The 18192-nt window shown below is 37.0% G+C and carries 12 protein-coding genes; all 12 read left to right on the top strand.

Annotated elements, in window-relative coordinates; genetic code table 11:
* Nucleotide 1: 1 nt before the first annotated feature.
* Nucleotides 2–778 (top strand): rhamnogalacturonan acetylesterase, encoded by a 777-nt coding sequence (locus CRO54_RS07685; RefSeq protein ID WP_097130627.1) that lies wholly within the window; start codon nucleotides 2–4, stop codon nucleotides 776–778.
* A gap of 1 nt (nucleotide 779) precedes the next feature.
* Entirely contained in the window at nucleotides 780–1769 is a 990-nt protein-coding gene (locus CRO54_RS07680; RefSeq protein WP_097130625.1) for a pectinesterase family protein, read from the top strand.
* Between the two features lie 87 nt (nucleotides 1770–1856).
* A complete protein-coding gene (locus CRO54_RS07675; protein ID WP_097132305.1) occupies nucleotides 1857–2804 on the top strand; it encodes a pectinesterase family protein in 948 nt (315 codons plus the stop codon).
* Between the two features lie 97 nt (nucleotides 2805–2901).
* Nucleotides 2902–4377: a pectate lyase gene (locus CRO54_RS07670; protein ID WP_097130622.1), complete on the top strand. Its 1476-nt coding sequence runs from the start codon at nucleotides 2902–2904 to the stop codon at nucleotides 4375–4377.
* A 194-nt stretch (nucleotides 4378–4571) separates the two neighbouring features.
* On the top strand, nucleotides 4572–5822 hold the full coding sequence (locus tag CRO54_RS07665; RefSeq protein WP_097130620.1) for a glycoside hydrolase family 28 protein: 1251 nt from the start codon (nucleotides 4572–4574) through the stop codon (nucleotides 5820–5822).
* 27 nt (nucleotides 5823–5849) lie between these two features.
* Nucleotides 5850–7472, top strand: a complete 1623-nt coding sequence (locus CRO54_RS07660; RefSeq protein WP_097130618.1) for a glycoside hydrolase family 43 protein — start codon at nucleotides 5850–5852, stop codon at nucleotides 7470–7472.
* A 95-nt stretch (nucleotides 7473–7567) separates the two neighbouring features.
* Nucleotides 7568–9991, top strand: coding sequence for a TonB-dependent receptor (locus tag CRO54_RS07655; RefSeq protein ID WP_097130615.1), 2424 nt, complete (start codon nucleotides 7568–7570; stop codon nucleotides 9989–9991).
* 251 nt (nucleotides 9992–10242) lie between these two features.
* Nucleotides 10243–11916 carry a glycoside hydrolase family 28 protein gene (locus tag CRO54_RS07650; RefSeq protein WP_097130612.1) on the top strand — a complete coding sequence of 558 codons (1674 nt, stop codon included), beginning with the start codon at nucleotides 10243–10245 and terminating at the stop codon, nucleotides 11914–11916.
* A gap of 3 nt (nucleotides 11917–11919) precedes the next feature.
* On the top strand, nucleotides 11920–13854 hold the full coding sequence (locus tag CRO54_RS07645) for a glycoside hydrolase family 88/105 protein (RefSeq protein WP_097130609.1): 1935 nt from the start codon (nucleotides 11920–11922) through the stop codon (nucleotides 13852–13854).
* 79 nt (nucleotides 13855–13933) lie between these two features.
* Nucleotides 13934–14965 carry a pectate lyase gene (gene pelA, locus CRO54_RS07640; RefSeq protein ID WP_097130607.1) on the top strand — a complete coding sequence of 344 codons (1032 nt, stop codon included), beginning with the start codon at nucleotides 13934–13936 and terminating at the stop codon, nucleotides 14963–14965.
* Nucleotides 14966–15020: 55 nt separating this feature from the next.
* Nucleotides 15021–17000: an alpha/beta hydrolase family protein gene (locus CRO54_RS07635; protein WP_097130605.1), complete on the top strand. Its 1980-nt coding sequence runs from the start codon at nucleotides 15021–15023 to the stop codon at nucleotides 16998–17000.
* A gap of 65 nt (nucleotides 17001–17065) precedes the next feature.
* A complete protein-coding gene (locus CRO54_RS07630) occupies nucleotides 17066–18166 on the top strand; it encodes a hypothetical protein (protein ID WP_097130603.1) in 1101 nt (366 codons plus the stop codon).
* Nucleotides 18167–18192 lie beyond the last annotated feature (26 nt).

Genomic DNA, 18192 nt, shown 5'->3' with positions numbered 1-18192 from the left:
TATGAACGCAAAGCTAAAAATTGGAGCATTATTAATGGTGGTTGCATTTTGTGCATTTAAACCAATTAAGAAAGTAACTACAATTTACTTAATTGGAGATTCTACGGTAGCCAACTACCAACTTGAACCTGATTATATGGAGAAGCGACACCCACTGATTGGCTGGGGGCAAGCTTTTCAGCCGTTCTTTAACAAAAGTAGCATCAAAGAGGTTAAGAATCTTATTAAAACGGACAGTGTAATTGTTGACGACCGAGCAAAGGGAGGAAGAAGCACTCGTACATTTTTTCAGGAAGGAAGATGGAGAGAAGTATATAACCGATTGAAAAAAGACGATATCGTGATGATACAGTTTGGACACAATGATGCTGCAGTAGATAAAACTGAACGCTACGTAAATATCGAAGGTTATAAAGAGTTTTTGCGTCTTTACGTTAGCCAAACCAGAGAAAAAGGTGCAATACCAATTTTACTAACGCCAGTAAATAGAAACTATCCTTGGAAGGATGGAAAACTAACGAATGTGCATGGAGAATATCCAAATGCAGTAAAAGAAATAGCAAAAGAATTGAATGTAAAACTGATTGACTTAACGCAGCTTTCAATAGATTCTTTTACAGCCAAAGGTCAAGAATATGTAACTAAAAACTACTTTATGAATTTTGAAAAAGGTTTGTATAGGGCTTATCCAGAAGGACAAAAAGACAATACACATTTTCAAAAAGCAGGTGCAGAAGCAGTGGCTCAATTGGTATTTAACGCAATGAAAGGTTTATAGGATGAAAAAGATATTGTTGAATTGCTTTACTGTTTTATTGTTGAATTGTTTCTTAGTTCAAGCATCTAGTCTTTATACTCGATACTCAAATCTCGATGCTAAATACGATTTCGTAGTCGCACAAGATGGTTCTGGAAATTTCAAAACAGTACAAGAAGCATTAAATGCAGTACCAGATTTTAGAAAAGTAACTACAACTATCTTCATTAAAAACGGAACTTACAAGGAAAAGCTAAATCTATCTGCTTCGAAGCAAATGGTAACTTTAATAGGTGAAAGTATAGAAAAAACCATTCTAACATATGATGATTACTCGAAGAAGAAAAACATTTTCGGTGAAGAAAAAGGAACATCAGGCTCCTCTAGTTTTTATGTGTATGGACCACAATTTACCGCAGAAAATATCACTTTCCAAAATTCAGCTGGTCCAGTGGGGCAGGCGGTTGCACTTTTAGTCGCTGGAGATAAAGCTCGTTTCATTAACTGCAGAATGTTGGGCTTTCAAGATACACTTTACACTTGGGGTTACGGTAGCCGCCAGTATTATTACAAATGCTATATCGAAGGTACAGTAGATTTCATCTTCGGTTCTTCTACTGCGGTATTCGAAGAGTGTGATATTTTTGGTAAAAGCGCTGGTTACTATACGGCTGCATCAACGCCAGATAGCACAAAATACGGCTACGTTTTTATCAACAGCAAAATTCATGGCGATGCACCGGAAGCTTCATTCTTTTTAGGCAGACCTTGGAGACCTTTTGCTAAAACAGTGTTTATTGGTTGCGATTTAGGTGAACAAGTTAAACCAGAGGGATGGCATAACTGGAATAAGCCAGATGCAGAAAAAACAACCTTCTATGCAGAGTACAAAAGCAAAGGTGTAGGCGCAAATGATAAAGCTCGTGTAAAATGGGCACATCAATTAACCGAAAAAGAAGTAAAAGAAAACTACACGCTGGAGAAAATTTTTAACGGTTGGAAACCTAATTAAGGTTAATTGTCGAATTGGTTAACTGGTTACTGATACCTAAAGCTAAGTGCTTATTGTACTTATATGCCTTAAATGATTCAAAATAAAATGAAAAAGCTAATCCTATTTTTATTCTTATTATCAACTGCCGGATTTTCTTACGCACAAGATTACCCCAAAGAACTTACCGTAGCGCAAGATGGTAGCGGCCAATACAAAACCATCCAAGAAGCGGTAATGGCCGTTCGCGATTACAGCGATGTGCAAGTGAATATCTATATCAAAAAAGGTGTTTACAAAGAAAAATTAGTTATTCCCGCACAAAAAATCAGAATTAGGTTAGTTGGAGAAGATAAAAATAACACCATCATCACTTACGACGATTATTCTGGAAAAGGAAAAATCAACACCTACACTTCTTATTCTGTATTGGTACAAGGAAATGATTTCGTAGCCGAAAACTTAACTTTCGAAAACTCTTCAGGCCAAGTTGGTCAAGCTGTTGCTCTACATGTGTCAGCCGATAGGGTTGTGATTAAAAATTGCAGAATTATCAGCCATCAAGATTCGTTATTTACCTCTGCAGATACGAGCAGACAATATTACGTAGATTGCTATATAGAGGGAACTACTGATTTCATCTTCGGTGCAGCTACAGTAGTTTTCGAACGTTGTCATATCCACAGTAAAAAGAATTCTTACATCACGGCAGCATCTACCACAGAAAACCAGGCATTTGGCTTTGTATTCTTCAATTGTAAGTTAACTGCCGAGCCAGAATTTAAAAAGGTTTTCCTTGGCCGTCCGTGGCGACCATTTGCTAAAACTGTTTTCATTAATACAGAAATGGGCGAACATATTTTACCACAAGGTTGGAGTGTTTGGAACAAAAATGATAACCACAAGCAAACCTATTATGCAGAGTATGGCTCTTTTGGGCCTGGTTTCGTAAAAGAACAACGCATAGATTGGTCGCATCAGTTAACTAAGAAAGAACTTAAAAAATATACGCTCGAAAATATCTTTTCGGGTGGGAGTAAATGGTTACCGAAATAGATTGAAATTATGAAACCATCATGATTTTACCCAAACTCAAAATAGAATAAATAAAATCATTATAGCTTCATCACCATTGAAAACAAAATTTATACAGATGAAAAGAAACAACCTATACATCCTTTTGGGTGCATTTATCTTATTAAGCTGCTCTAAAAAAGAAGCAACACCTACTAAAGATACAGGCGGAGGAACCAGTCCAGGTACAGATAAACCTGTACAAGTTCAAGAAACGGCCTATGCTTTTCCTGGTGCCGAAGGGTTTGGTAGAAACGCGACGGGGGGTAGAGAAGGCAGAGTAATTAAAGTAACTAACTTAAATGATGCAGGTGCAGGAAGTTTGAGAGAAGCAATTTCAGCTAGTGGAAAACGCATCATTGTTTTCGAGGTTTCTGGAAATATTGTACTGGCCTCACCACTTCGTATCAATAATGGCGATGTAACTATTGCAGGTCAAACGGCACCTGGAGATGGTATTTGTATCCAAAACTACGAAATGAATGTAAATGCAAATAACGTAGTAATTAGGTATATGCGTTTCCGTATGGGCGATTTAACCCAAAACGAACAAGATGCATTATGGGGCAGGTACAAAGAAAATATTGTGATTGACCATTGTTCTATGAGTTGGTCTATCGATGAATGCTCATCATTTTATGCCAATAAGAACTTTACCATGCAGTGGTGTATCCTATCAGAAAGCTTGAATAAATCTTTCCATGGTAAAGACGACCACGGTTATGGCGCTATTTGGGGAGGTTCTAGTGCTACCTTTCACCATAATTTGTTGGCACATCATAATAGCCGTAACCCACGTTTTGATGGCGGCTCTCGTTCTGGTACGGGTAACAGTCCTTTTGGTATCGACAAAGTAGATTACCGCAACAACGTAATTTACAACTGGGGTGGTAATAGTAGTTACGGTGGCGAAAATGGCGAATACAACATCGTAAATAATTACTATAAAGCTGGTCCAGCATCAACAAACAGAAGCCGTATCATGCAAATTTCTATGGAAACAGATAATGCTGCCCTGTACGCCCCTGGTTACGGTAAATTTTATGTTACTGGTAACATTGTAACTAATAGTACAGCAGTAACTACAGATAATTGGAATGGTGGTGTAAATGCAGGTTCAGGTCTTAGCACAACGAATTTTAACGCTTCGAAAATGGCAAATCCGTTTACTGCACAAGTTATTACAATTCACACAGCGCAACAAGCTTATGATATGGTATTGTTGTATGCTGGTGCAAGTTTCAAGAGAGATGCGGTAGATACCCGTGTAGTTACCGAAACAAAAAACGGTACAAATACTTTTGCAGGTTCTAAAACTGGCAAGTTGGGTATTATAGATTCGCAAACTGATGTAGGTAGCTGGCCAACATTAAATCAAACCGCTGTGCTAAAAGATACAGATGGCGACGGCATGCCCGATGAATGGGAAATTGCTAACAAATTAGACCCAAATAAAGCAAACGCTAATGGTCGCGATTTAAGTTCTGGCTACGATAATATTGAAGTTTACATCAATAGCTTGGTGAAAACAATTACAGAAGCGCAGTATAAATAATTTAAGCTATAGACATATTTTAGGCGAATGGAAACATTCGCCTTTTTAATGATTTAAATGATAAACGCTATTGATAATCAGATTTTAAACCTCTTTAATCAATTTTTAAACCTGATTTTTTGAGGTGTAGGTTAAGTTTGTAATGTTCGCTTGAACAAATATGAACCATTTATAAAATCCTGACTTTGCTAACGATGAAGAGATTACTTATGATGTTGTTTGTGCTAAATGCATTTTTGCTAAAGGCACAAAATCCAATATCCCCAAAAATTCCAGTGCAAAGTTATACCGTAACCACATTTGGTGCGATAGGCGATGGTCAAACTATAAATACTGCCTTTATACAAAATGCTTTAAACAAAGTTGCCGAAACTGGTGGCACATTAACCATTCCCAAAGGCGTATTCTTGTGCGGACCAATTGAGATTAAAAGCAAGACCAATCTAATATTCGAAAAAGGCGCTGTCCTTAAACTAATCAACGATGTCCCAAATTATCCCGTGGTAAATGAGCGTTATCTTAACTTCATTAGCATTAAAAAAGCAGCTGATGTTAAAATCAGTGGTGACGGAACTATAGATGGGCAGGGACAAATTTGGTGGGATAAGTTTACCGCGAAAGAAATTACATTTCGTAGGCCACAATTACTGTTTATAGAAAACTGTGAACGCTTAGAGATTGCAGGGATTACGACTTTAAATCCACCGAATACGCATATTTCTCTAAAAGGATGTAAAGAAGTTTATATTCATGATATTACTATTACTGCTCCAGAAAAATCAAGAAATACGGATGGTATTAATATCTCAGCGAAAAACACTTTAATAGAAAGATGTAAAATAGCCACAGGCGATGATAATATCGCTATTAATTTCGGGAACAGAAACCAGAAAAATGGTGAGCCAGAAGTAGAAAATATGACCGTCCGCAATTGCGATTTCGGCTACGGACACGGTTTGTCTATCGGTAGTTTTACCGCAGGTGGATTAAAAAACCTAAATGTCAACAATTGCAAGTTCGATAGTACCACATCTGCCATTCGCATAAAAACGGCTAGAGGTAGAGGCGGACTGGTTGAAAATATTGTATATCAGGATATTGAAATCAAGAATGTGAAATGGCCAATTTTCATCTCTGAGTATTATCCGAAAGAACCGAAAAATATTTTGGAAGAAGAAGTGCAACCGTTTGCACAAAATACACCTGTTTATAGAAATATTCAATTAAAAAATGTTAATATTACCAATGCTGAAAATGCAATTAAACTATGGGGATTACCAGAATCGCCCATTGAAGATGTAAAAATGATTAATGTTAAAATTGATGCGAAGAAAGGCGTAGAACTATACAACGTGAAAAACATTGATTTTGAAAACTGTAAAATAACTGTAGCTACAGGCGAAAAAATAAAAACTCATAATACGCAATACACAGGCTTGAAATAGCCTAAATAGTAACCAAATTATAAACTGATGAAAAGAACTCTCTTTACGTTATTAGCCGCTCTTTCGTTGAATGCTGTAAATGCCCAGCAACAAACTGTTTCAAAAACCTGGGTGTCCGATTTAGGGAATGGAACTTACAAAAACCCAGTGCTAGATGCAGATTATTCTGACCCAGATGCCATTCGTGTTGGCGATAAGTTTTACATGATTGCTTCAAGTTTTGATGCTGTTCCGGGGCTGCCAATTTTAGAATCTACGGACTTGGTAAATTGGAAACTCATTGGCCATGCTCTGAAAAGACAACCTCCTTTTGAGCATTTCTCAAAAACACAACATGGCAATGGTGTTTGGGCACCATCTATTCGTTTTCATAATGGCGAGTTTTACATTTACTACCCAGATCCAGATTTTGGCATTTACTTAACTAAAGCTAAAAACATTCTCGGGCCTTGGACAGATCCTGTATTGGTAGACGCTGGCAAAGGTTTAATTGATCCTTGTCCGCTTTGGGATGAAGATGGGAAAGTTTACTTGGCAATTGCCTATGCAGGCAGCAGAGCTGGAATAAAAAGTGTGATAGCCATGAAGCAACTGAATGCAAAAGGTGATAAGGTAATTGATGAAGGAAAGCTGGTATACGATGGTCATGAATTAGACCCAACCATTGAAGGACCAAAACTTTACAAAAGAAACGGTTATTACTATATTTTTGCTCCGGGCGGTGGCGTTTCTACAGGTTGGCAAACTATTTTGCGCTCAAAAAATATCTACGGACCTTACGAACGTAAAGTTGCGCTAGACCAAGGCAAAACACCTATTAATGGGCCACATCAGGGTGCTTGGGTAAATACACAGAGTGGCGAAGATTGGTTCCTGCATTTCCAAGATAAAGATGCGTACGGAAGGGTAGTTCATTTGCAACCGATGAAATGGGTAAATAACTGGCCCGTAATTGGTGTAGATAAAGATGGCGATGGCATTGGCGAGCCTGTGCTTACTTATAAAAAACCTACGGTAGCCAAACCAAGTGCAATTTTTACGCCAGCCGAAAGTGATGAGTTTAACGGTAGCAATTTAGGTTTACAATGGCAATGGCAAGCAAATCCAGTAGCTACATGGTCGTTTTTGAATCCGAGCAAGGGTGCTTTGAGATTGTATACAGCTAAAACTCCAGATAGCGCTAAAAACCTTTGGGATGTGCCCAATATCCTGATGCAGAAATTCCCGACAGAAGAATTTATGGCAACAACAAAATTGAGCTTTACGGCAAATCCAAAACTGGAAAATGAGAGAGCAGGTTTAACTATTTACGGTTTAAGTTATGCTTACTTGGCTGTTAAATCTAAAAAGGATGGACTTTATTTGGTTTACTCGGTTTGCAAAAGTGCTGACAAAGGTAAAGCCGAAACGGAAAAGCAATTGCTTAAGTTAGATAGTAAAGAAATATACTTGAGAGTGAAGGTTGGTAAAGGTGCCAAATGCCAGTTTAGTTACAGCAAGGATGGAAATAATTTCACCAATATAGATGATGTTTTTGAAGCCACACCTGGAAAATGGATTGGTGCAAAACTGGGTCTATTCGCCGTAAGAGACCAACAAACTAATGATAGTGGTTATGCAGATTTCGATTGGTTTAGGGTAGAAAAGTAGGCCTTGTAAAAGAGTTATTTGTTGATCGTTTTTTAAGATAAAATAAATATATTTATGATAAAGATTACCTTGAAAAACGATTAGCCGCTCAGTTTATGAAAATTAGCACCAGCGTATTTTCTTTAATCACTATATTCTTCTTTTCGTTACTGCCTTTTTCGGCTTTAGCGCAACAAAATTTGTTAAAAAAACTTTCTGATTATAAAAAGGTAGTAGATCAGTATCCTATTGAAAAGATACATATTCACACCAACCAGCCATTTTATCTTAAATCTGATACTATTTGGTTCAAAGTGTATGTTGTCAATACAAATTTAAATAGGCCTTCTATCGTGTCTAATACAGTATTAGTAGATTTGATCAGTCCTGATGGAGAAACGATCAAACAAGCTAAATTGAAGCTGAGCGTAGGTTTAGCAGACGGATTTTTAAGCTTATCCGATACACTGAAATCGGGAAACTATCAGTTAAGAGCCTATACTGATCAATTGAAAAATTACGGTAGTAAGTTTTATTATAGAAAAACTATACATATTACTGATAGCATAGGAGTTTCCAAGCAGCGCATAGTTAAAAACTTCAATATTAGTTTTTTCCCAGAAGGTGGAGATTTGATTTATGGAATAAAATCTATAGTAGGTTTTAAAGCCGTAGGTGATGATGGTCTGGGTGTCAAAATAGCTGGCGAAATAGTTGATGACAAAGGGAAATTGATCACTAAAATAAATACAGAGAATTTAGGGATGGGGAGATTTAGTTTTGTTCCAGAGTCAGATCGTAAATATTTTGCTAATGTTAGATCTGATAATGGTGGATATGTTAAAGAACATTTGCCTGTTGTTAAACAAAATGGTTTTGTTATAAATGTAGAAAACAAAGCTGATAGTATTTTTGTAAAGATCAAAACCGACATAGGTGCCATTAGAAATGACGTAGTACTGATAGCGTCTCAAGACGGTTTAGTGAGGTATGCTTCAAAAAAACATCTGGCTTCTTCTATAAATCAATTATCTATAGATAAGGCAGTTTTTTATACAGGGGTTGTTCAGTTTACTCTTTTTAATATAGATGGAATTCCTGTTGCTGAGCGTCTTATTTTCTGCAATCATAATGATATGCTTAAAATAACAAGCAATATCATGCCAGAATATAAGAAGAGGGAAAAAGTGAATCTGGAAGTAAATTTAAAAGATTTTTCAGGCGTGTCTGAAATAGGAAGCCTTTCTGTTTCTGTTTATAATGAAACAGAATTTCCATTTGATGAAGATGAAGAACGGTCGATAGCTGCCGATCTGTTATTAATTTCAGATTTAAAGGGGTACATAGAGAAACCAAATTCCTACTTTTCTAAATCAGATACGATTAAAGAAAGATATTTAGATAATTTGATGCTCACTCAAGGTTGGAGAAGGTTTTCTTGGAAAGAGCAATTATCAAGTAAAATGATTACTGCTAAAGAACAAATGATGATCACCGATAATATTCGTGGAAGTATTCAATTAGCAAGTAAAAAACCTTATTCCCATGCAGATATCATTTTATATCAACAAGGTTATTTCAAAGATATTCTGTTCTCTAAAACAGATTCAGTAGGTAAGTTTTCTTTTGAAAAATTGAATCTAATAGATAAAAATCAAATAGTTATCGCTCCAGTAGATCAAAAAATAAAAGGATTAATTATTAAGGTAGATGGAATGGAAAATAAGGCTGATATAGAGAAAGTTTCTACATTCGGAGAAATCTATTTGGTTGATAGTGTTAAATCTGTTGAGAATCTACATGTCAATAATTTGTATAAGAGGTTTTTAGGTACAACCCTAAAGCAGGTAATCATAAAAGGTAAAAGGCGTGCTGATGCTGTAGAAGGTTCTGCAAATTTAAACGGCTCGGGTAAAGCAGACGCTATTGTATTAGCGAAGGATTTAGAAACAACACACGACCTTACAACCTATTTAATTAATAATGTTATGGGCCTTAAGTTGTCTGATGATATGATTTATTCTAGAGACGTTCCGGAAAAGGATGAATTTGGAAAGATCTTAAAAGGTCCTCCGCCAATGCTAGTTATTTTTGATGGAATGCCTGTTAGTCAAGCTAGTTTTAAAATTAGTAACATTAATGCAAATGATGTTGCGAGTATCGAAATATTGAAAGGCACTTCTGCTGCAATGTATGGCATTAATGGTTTAGGCGGAGTAATCATCATTACTCAAAAAAGAGGCTTTAATAGTGACGATGATCCTTCAAGGAAATCTAATAAAGGTGTTTTTAATTTCTCTATAACTGGTTATCAAATAAAAAAGGAACACTATTCTCCTAGTTACGATGTTAAGGCACCTCAAAATTATGATTTTCGAAAAGCGCTATATTGGAATCCTTCAATGCTTGTCGTAAAAGACCAGGTAAATAAACTAAGTTTCTACAATTCTGACTATTCAGGTAAAGTTAAGGTAGTAATAGAAGGGATTAGTGCAGATGGACAAGTTGGTAGGTACGTATATTCTTATTCTGTTAAGTAATTCTAAGCTTAATAATTCCCTCATTTGCTTGCTCCTGTAACTTATTGTTTACAACCCGCAAAATGGCAACGATTGCATAGTTATTTTCGGTCTTTTAGTTCGTTTACTGCCTTAAACTATGTAGACTTGTTATAGAATAGTGTTGCAAGTTAAGGGTTGTGAGGTGTGGGTTTTAAGAAATCCAACAAAGCGCATAACACATAACTAATAACTCACAACTTAAAGAAACCATTTATAATACACACATGAACATGAAGAAAATTGTTGCTTCAATCTTTGCACTTGCAATTGCTGCCCCAATGATTTCGCAGGCTCAGAAAAGCACTAAGAAAGCTTACTCTTTTGATAATTTACCTGTAGTAGCCCAAACTTCCTTTAAAAAGGATACTTTCAATATTGTAAACTATGGTGCTAAAAGCGACGGCGTAACCTTAATAACTAAAAGCATTAACGATGCTATTGTAGCTTGTAATAAAAAAGGTGGTGGCGTAGTTTTGGTGCCAAAAGGCTTGTGGATTTCTGGTCCGGTTGAGCTAAAAAGCAATGTGAATTTACATTTACAAGCTAATGCAATCTTGCAGTTTACGAGAGATTTTAGTCAATACCCTTTAGTGAAAAGCAACTGGGAAGGTTTGCCTCAAATGCGTAACCAATCGCCATTATGGGCGGTTAACCAAACTAATATTGCAGTTACCGGTTCAGGAATTGTAGATGGTGGTGGCGATGCTTGGAGAATGGTAAAGAAAAGTAAGTTGACCGAAAGCCAATGGAAAAATTTGGTAGCTTCTGGAGGTGTACTGACAGAAGATAAAAAAACTTGGTATCCATCACAAGGGGCATTGGAAGGTTCGAAGATAAAAGGTAATCCAGGAGAAATTACTGCCGATAAAACTGCAGATTACTACAATAGTATTAAAGATTTCTTCCGTCCGAATTTGTTGGTATTTACTTCTTGTAAGAAGGTTTTGTTAGAAGGTGTTACTTTCCAAAATTCTGCGGCTTGGAACATTCATCCACTCATGTGCGAAGATGTAACCATTAGAAATGTTTATGCTAAAAACCCTTGGTATGCACAAAATGGAGATGGTTTGGATATAGAATCTTGCAAAAACGTATTGGTGGAAAACAGTACTTTCGACGTAGGTGACGACGGTATCTGTATTAAATCCGGTCGTGATACTTGGGGTAGAAAACGTGCAATGCCAACAGAAAATGTAATTATTCGCAACAGTACGGTTTACCACGCACATGGTGGTTTTGTGATCGGTAGCGAAATGAGCGGTGGCGCTAAAAATATCTTCGTTTCTGACTGTACGTTTATTGGTACTGATATTGGTTTACGTTTTAAAACTACGAGAGGTAGAGGTGGTGTGGTAGAAAATATACACATCAAAAACATTAACATGATGGAAGTTCCTGGAGAGGCGATTTTGTTTGATATGTATTATGCCGCAGTAGATCCAATTGCTTTGGTGGGCGATCAACGCGATGCGCCTAAAGTTGAGCTGTTGCCAGTAACAGAAGAAACGCCTGTTTTTAAAGATTTCTTTATTGATAATGTAGTTTGTGATGGTGCTGAAAAAGCGATTTTCGTTCGTGGTTTGCCAGAAATGAGCATTGCTAATATCAATTTAAACAACATCAACATTAAATCTAAAAAAGGAATTGACATTCAAGAAGGTAAAAACATTAACCTAAGCAATGTGAAATTGACCATTGAGCATGGCAATCCGTTAATCAATATCCAAAATGGAAATAACGTGAACCTGAAGAATATTACTTATAACAGCGCTGATTTATTATTCAAAATTACTGGCGATAGAAATAGCAATATCAAAACTTCTGGTTTAGACGTTTCTAAAGCACAAAAGCAAGCTGAGTTTTTAGCTGGAGCACAAGAAAAATCATTACAAATCAATAAATAGTACATGAACAAGATTTTTAAATATAGCGTCTTAGCAGTTTCTTCATCGATTTTGTCTTTCAATGCAGCGGCGCAAACGCAACCGTTGTCGAAGCAAATGGCAGCTACAGTAATGGAAATCTGGAAAGATTCTTTGAACCTAGATCCTGCTAATCCTAAACGTGTAAAATGGGCTTACGACCAAGGTGTGATTTTGGAAGGAATAGACGGTTTGTGGAAACGTACTGGCGATGGCGAGTATTTCAAGTACATGCAAAAAAGTATGGATTTCTTTGTAACCAAAGATGGAGATATCCAACGCTATAAACAAAGTGATTACAATATCGATAATGTTAAAAATGGTCGCTCTCTATTGACTTTGTACAAAGTAACTGGCAATAAAAAATACTTCAAAGCGGCTACCATTTTATGGGACCAATTGAAGGAGCATCCACGTACTAAAGAAGGTGGCTTTTGGCATAAGAAAATTTATCCTTGGCAAATGTGGCTAGATGGTTTGTACATGGGACAGCCATTTTACGCAGAATATGCTGCTTTAATTAAGGATGAGAAAGCATTCGATGATATTGCCAATCAATTTGTGTGGATGGAGAAAAACTCTAGAGATGCAAAAACAGGATTGTTATATCACGGTTGGGACGAATCTAAAGCAGAAGCTTGGGCAGATAAAACCACAGGTAAATCGCCAAATTTCTGGGGTAGGGCAATGGGCTGGTATGGCATGGCCATGGTTGATGTGTTGGAGAATTTCCCGGAAAACCATCCTCGTAGAAAAGAAATCATCGATATCTTAAATCGTTTTGCGGTAGCAATACAAAAAGTACAGGATCAAAAAACAGGTTTATGGTACGATGTTTTAGATAAGCCCACTGGCAAAGGGAATTATTTAGAAGCTTCGGCATCGTCAATGTTTGTGTATACCATTGCAAAAGCAGTTAGAAATGGCTGGTTGCCTGCTTCTTATTTCGCAGTAGCAGATAAAGCTTATAAAGGTATGCAGAAGGAGTTTGTGCAGCAAGATGCGCCTGGTAAAATTAGTTTAAAAGGTACAGTTGCTGTATCTGGTTTAGGCGGTAAACCTTACCGTGATGGTAGTTATGAATATTACATCAGTGAACGAGTAATCACAAACGATCCAAAAGGTGTGGGTGCATTTTTGCTAGCATTAAACGAGATGGAAATTGCAGCAATGCCGAAACCTGGTAAAGGAAAAACAGTGATGCTAGATTCTTATTTCAATAACGAAGTGAAGAAAGATCAAAGCAATAACGACTTATCTTGGCACTACAAATGGGATGAACGTCCGAATGCTGGTTTTTCGTTTTGGGGAGATCAGTTCCGTAATTCGGGGTTTAAAACGAATACTTTATATCAGGCACCAACGGCTACAAACCTTAAAAATGCTTCTGTTTATATTATTGTAGATCCAGATTTTGAAAAGGAAAATCCCAATCCAAAATTTGTATCTGCTACAGATGTAAAACAGGTTTCTACTTGGGTAAAAGCTGGCGGAGTGTTGGTCTTGATGGGCAATGATGCCCCTAATGCAGAGCTAACTAATTTCAATAAGCTAGCAAATGTATTCGGCGTTCATTTTAAGGGTGATAGTAAAGGTACTGTGCCTGTAGCCACTAATTTTGAAACAGCAAAGGTAGTAGTGCCAGCAGGTAACCAAATTTTTAAACCAAAAGATTTATTTATTAAGGAATATAGTAGCTTGAAGTTGTCTGGTGCTGCTAAATCTATGCTTAAAGACAAGGACGGCGATGATGTGATGTCGGTGACTAAGTATGGCAAGGGAACTGTTTTTGTAATTGGCGATCCTTGGTTGTATAACGAATATGTTGATGGTAGAAGAATTCCAGCAAGCTATCAAAACTACGAAGCAGGACAGGAATTGGTGAATTGGTTAGCTAAACAAGTAGCATCGAAAAAGTAATTTACTAGCCACAGATGCACAGATTGAAAGGATTTTTGAGAATAAGATAGCTGTGCATCTGTGGCAAAACAGAAATAAAATGAAAAATATCATAACCATCTTTATCGTTTGCATGGTTTTAAGCGGTTGCGCAACCGCTCAAAACGTAGCTAAAACTGATGTTAAAACCGATAGCATTGCAGAAAAGATGCTTGTATATCAGTTAAACAATGGTGGTTGGCCGAAGCAATTGCAAGATAAAAGTGTGGTGAAATATGAATATCCGCTTACAGAGGCTTTGTTGGAGAAAATTAAAGCAACATCACCAATGCATGCAACTATCGATAATGCCGCTACTTCTAGGGAAATCAATGCCTTGGTGCTGGCTTACAAAAATACTGGAAATCAAGCATACTTAAAGGCTGCGGAAAAGGGAATTGATTACTTGTTGAAATCACAATATGCCAATGGCGGCTGGCCACAGTATTATCCTGATAAAAGTAGCTACAGGGCAGAAATTACCTATAACGATAATGCAATGATTAACGCATTGACTATCATGTTGAACATAGCTTATAGAACTAATGGTTTTGAGGCAGTTGATGCAAAATACATTCCTAAAGCTGCAGATGCAGTAAAAAGAGGTGTCGAATGTGTGTTAAAAACACAGTTTGTGCAAAATGGAAAATTAACCATTTGGGCAGCGCAGTACGATGAAAATAAGCTAATTCCTGCTAAGGCTAGAGCTTTCGAACCTGCTTCTTTAAGTACAGGCGAATCGGTTGGTGTAGTAAGATTTTTGATGAAGCTGAAAGATCCATCTGAAGAAATTAAGAATGCTATTAAAAATGCAGTTAATTGGTTTGAAGGTACGAAGATTGTTGGTCTGAAATATGATAAAATAGCAGAGAAGGATAAAGGTTTAGTTGCTGATGCGAATGCAGTTAGCTGGGCTCGATTCTATGATTTACAAACCAATAAGCCTATTTTTGGCGATCGTGACAACACAATAAAAGACAGGATTGAAGATGTGAGTCAAGAGCGTAGATATGGTTACGCTTGGTACGGTACTTTTGCACAGAATCTATTAGCAAAGGAATATCCGAAATGGTTAAAAGCGAATGGTGGCTAATATTTGAACTAAAACTTTAATGCCGTCATTTCGACGATAGGAGAAATCTAAGAACATGTTTAAGCAGGCTGCATTTTTCTTTTTGTTCTTGGGGTATTTTAGCGCCAATGCCCAAAAACAATACAACGTACTCGATTGGAAAACTGACGTAAGCTTAAACACTTACTTAGTGCAGCAAATGCACGAACAATACGGTCAGCGTAGAACAAATTTCAATGCAGCTTTAAAATCCAAGAAGCAAACCTTAGCCTATATCAAAACAGTAAGACAAAAAGCTAATGAAGTTTTTGGTAAGCTACCGAAAAAAGCAGCTTTAAATCCTCAAATAACTGGTATTGTTGAGCAAGATGGTTACCGTATTGAAAAAGTTATTTACCAGAGCTTCGAAAATCATCATGTAACCGCTAATCTTTATGTTCCTAATGGTAGCGGTAAATTTCCTGCTGTTCTTTTGTTCTGTGGACACGAAGATGTTTCAAAAGCCACCGAAAGCTATCAGAAGACAGCTATCCTCTTAGCAAAAAATGGTTTTGTAGTTTTTGTAATCGATCCAATTTCTCAAAGTGAACGAGTTCAATTAACAAACGAAAACGGAAAATCGTTAACTAGAGGCTCAACCACAGAACATACTTTACTCAACCTGTCGTCGAACTTAGTTGGCACCTCTGTTGCTGCTTACGAACTTTTCGATAACCAATGTGGTTTGGATTATTTGGTGACTAGAAAAGAAGTGGATGCGAACAAAATTGGCGTAACAGGAAATAGCGGTGGGGGCATGCAAACCATCTATTTTGCTGCTATCGATGATCGTGTGAAAGTAGTTGTACCATGTAGTTATTTAGCGAGTAGGGAAAATACTTTAGCGACTACAGGAGCTGCCGATGGTTGTGCGCAAATTCCGAATGAAGGTGCTCATTTATTAGAAATGAGCGATTATCTTATTGCTGCTGCGCCAAAACCTACGCTAGTTTTAGCTGGCCGCTACGATTTTATAGACTATAACGGAACCCAGCAGTCTTTTGATGATTTGAAGCGAGTTTATACCAGCTTAGGCGAACCTGAAAAAGTGTCGTTATTTACTTACGATGATGGTCATGGGATATCGAAACCTAAAAGAGAGAACGCGGTGCAGTGGTTTAGAAAGTGGCTTTATAACGATGATAGTGCTATAGTAGAGCCAGATTTAAAAGTACTGACAGACGGAGAATTATTTGCCACTGAAAAAAGTAAAGTGAATTTGAGTTTTCCAAACGAAATCACTGTTCAACAACATAACCGGAAACTATCTCAAGAGTACTTAAAAAATCGTGAGGATTTTGGGGGATTAACAATTGAAGCGAAACAGCAACATATCCGTAACTTATTAAACATTGATGTGAGCAATCAAAATATTTCATCAGAAAATGTTGGAGAAGTGAAGGGTAAATTCGCTCTTTTCCAAAAAGTTATTATCAGGAAGCAAAATGAAATTCCATTACCAGTTCTGGTTTATTATCCGCAAAAAGAGGTGAGAAAAGTAGTGATTTGGATAAGCGATGGGGGTAAGAATAAACTAGTAGATAGTGCTGCATTGATGCGAGAATACATCGATCAGCAAGATGTAGCTGTAGTTTTTGCTGATTTGCGTGGAACAGGGGAAACTGCTGATAAACCAGAACTTAACGATCCTAAATATTTCAGCAAAGATTATCGCAATGCGATGCTTGCACTGCATATCGGAAAGCCACTATTAGGGCAAAGAACCCAAGATATTCAAACGATTTTACAATTTATAGCTGCCGATCAAAAAATGAAACAGGCTAGTATAGAAGTAAACGCTAAAGGCAATTTAGGTTTAGTAGCTTTACATGCCGCTTTTCTAGATCATAAAATTTCATCAGTTAATCTTGATGATTGTATCGGCTCTTATAAAGAAATTTTGGAACAGCCTTTGGCAAAAGACAGATATGGTTTGGTGCTGCATGGTCAATTAGCCCATTACGACATTCCTGATCTAATACGTTGGATGACTAAGACTAAAGTCCAAATTAATTAAATTAAAAATAAATCGAGACTTTAGGTGCATAAAACAGTCTATAATTAAAAACAAATAAATTATAGATGACATTTACTCAATCGAAATTTAAACCAGCAATCTTTGCACTTGCAGGTTTGGCTATAATCGCCTTCTCATTCAAAAATGCTGAAAGAAAATCAGCAGATAAGTTATTTACCTACGAAGGCAAAACTTACAAACCAGGTGATACGGTTTTTGGTTTCAAGAATTATACAAAATTGGTAGTTGGTGATGATGATGCGCCGTTGTTGTTAGGTGTACCACATGATGGAGTAAATATTGGTAGTCCAGAAATTCCTGAAACTGGAACCACAGGTAGAGATATCAATACCTTGCCTTTGGCTTTCGAGATTGCAATGAATTTCAAATCAACTACTAAAAAAAGGGCTTGGATTGTAATCAATACCATTGGAAGAAAAAGGGTAGACCCAAATACTTTTCCAAACGAAGTGGATAAGAGGTATACCAACGAAGACGCAAAAAGTACGTATCTGAGCTATCACAGTCTTTTGGCTGCTGCTCGCGAAAGAATGGCAGAGGCGCAAAAAAATGGAAAAGGCGGGCTATTTCTAGATTTACATGGTCAGGCACACAGTTATCAAACGGCACAACCTTATATTTCCGTTAAAGGAAATGAATTGAGCAGTAAATTTATCGACCAAACAGAACTCGGCTATGGCTTAAGTGGTCACGCTATTTCACAGGGTGATGAATATTTAGATAAATTGGCTGATTCTTCTTCTATTGCAGCTATCGCTAAAGCAAACCCTAGTGTGCCATTTTCGCAATTAATTAGAGGTCCTCACAGCTTTGGTGGATTATTAGAAGCCGAAGGTGTAATCGCAGTTCCGGGGACTAGAATTAAAACCTTAGAGGTGAGCGAAGAGCTTTTCGGTATAGATGCTAAAGGAAATGCGAAAAAACGTCCTTATTTTAATGGAGGTTATTGCACACGCAAATATGGTACAGCGGTTTTGGGTAGTACAAAAGGATATCAAGATAATATTTCTTCAATTCAGGCAGAAACGCCAGGTATAACAGTGAGGAATAACGAAGCTATAAGAGAGATAGCAGGGGAAAGATTTAATAAAGCTATCGTGAACTACCTTAACAAATGGTACGGATATACTTATAAAGTTAGGTAATATGAGGCTGGCTGTAAAAAGGTTAT

Origin of the sequence: Pedobacter xixiisoli, assembly GCF_900215335.1 — a bacterium.
GTDB classification, from domain to species: domain Bacteria; phylum Bacteroidota; class Bacteroidia; order Sphingobacteriales; family Sphingobacteriaceae; genus Pedobacter; species Pedobacter xixiisoli.
Note: the sequence above shows the minus strand (reverse complement) of the source record. Positions and strands in the feature narration are given on the sequence as shown.

Bases quoted from the DNA above. Each gene is read 5' to 3' on its own strand.
- CRO54_RS07660 (WP_097130618.1), top strand. From the start codon at position 5,850: ATGAAAAGAACTCTCTTTACGTTATTAGCCGCTCTTTCGTTGAATGCT.
- CRO54_RS07630 (WP_097130603.1), top strand. From the start codon at position 17,066: ATGACATTTACTCAATCGAAATTTAAACCAGCAATCTTTGCACTTGCA.
- CRO54_RS07685 (WP_097130627.1), top strand. From the start codon at position 2: ATGAACGCAAAGCTAAAAATTGGAGCATTATTAATGGTGGTTGCATTT.
- CRO54_RS07650 (WP_097130612.1), top strand. From the start codon at position 10,243: ATGAAGAAAATTGTTGCTTCAATCTTTGCACTTGCAATTGCTGCCCCA.
- CRO54_RS07645 (WP_097130609.1), top strand. From the start codon at position 11,920: ATGAACAAGATTTTTAAATATAGCGTCTTAGCAGTTTCTTCATCGATT.
- pelA (WP_097130607.1), top strand. From the start codon at position 13,934: ATGAAAAATATCATAACCATCTTTATCGTTTGCATGGTTTTAAGCGGT.
- CRO54_RS07665 (WP_097130620.1), top strand. From the start codon at position 4,572: ATGAAGAGATTACTTATGATGTTGTTTGTGCTAAATGCATTTTTGCTA.
- CRO54_RS07670 (WP_097130622.1), top strand. From the start codon at position 2,902: ATGAAAAGAAACAACCTATACATCCTTTTGGGTGCATTTATCTTATTA.
- CRO54_RS07680 (WP_097130625.1), top strand. From the start codon at position 780: ATGAAAAAGATATTGTTGAATTGCTTTACTGTTTTATTGTTGAATTGT.
- CRO54_RS07635 (WP_097130605.1), top strand. From the start codon at position 15,021: ATGTTTAAGCAGGCTGCATTTTTCTTTTTGTTCTTGGGGTATTTTAGC.
- CRO54_RS07675 (WP_097132305.1), top strand. From the start codon at position 1,857: ATGAAAAAGCTAATCCTATTTTTATTCTTATTATCAACTGCCGGATTT.
- CRO54_RS07655 (WP_097130615.1), top strand. From the start codon at position 7,568: ATGAAAATTAGCACCAGCGTATTTTCTTTAATCACTATATTCTTCTTT.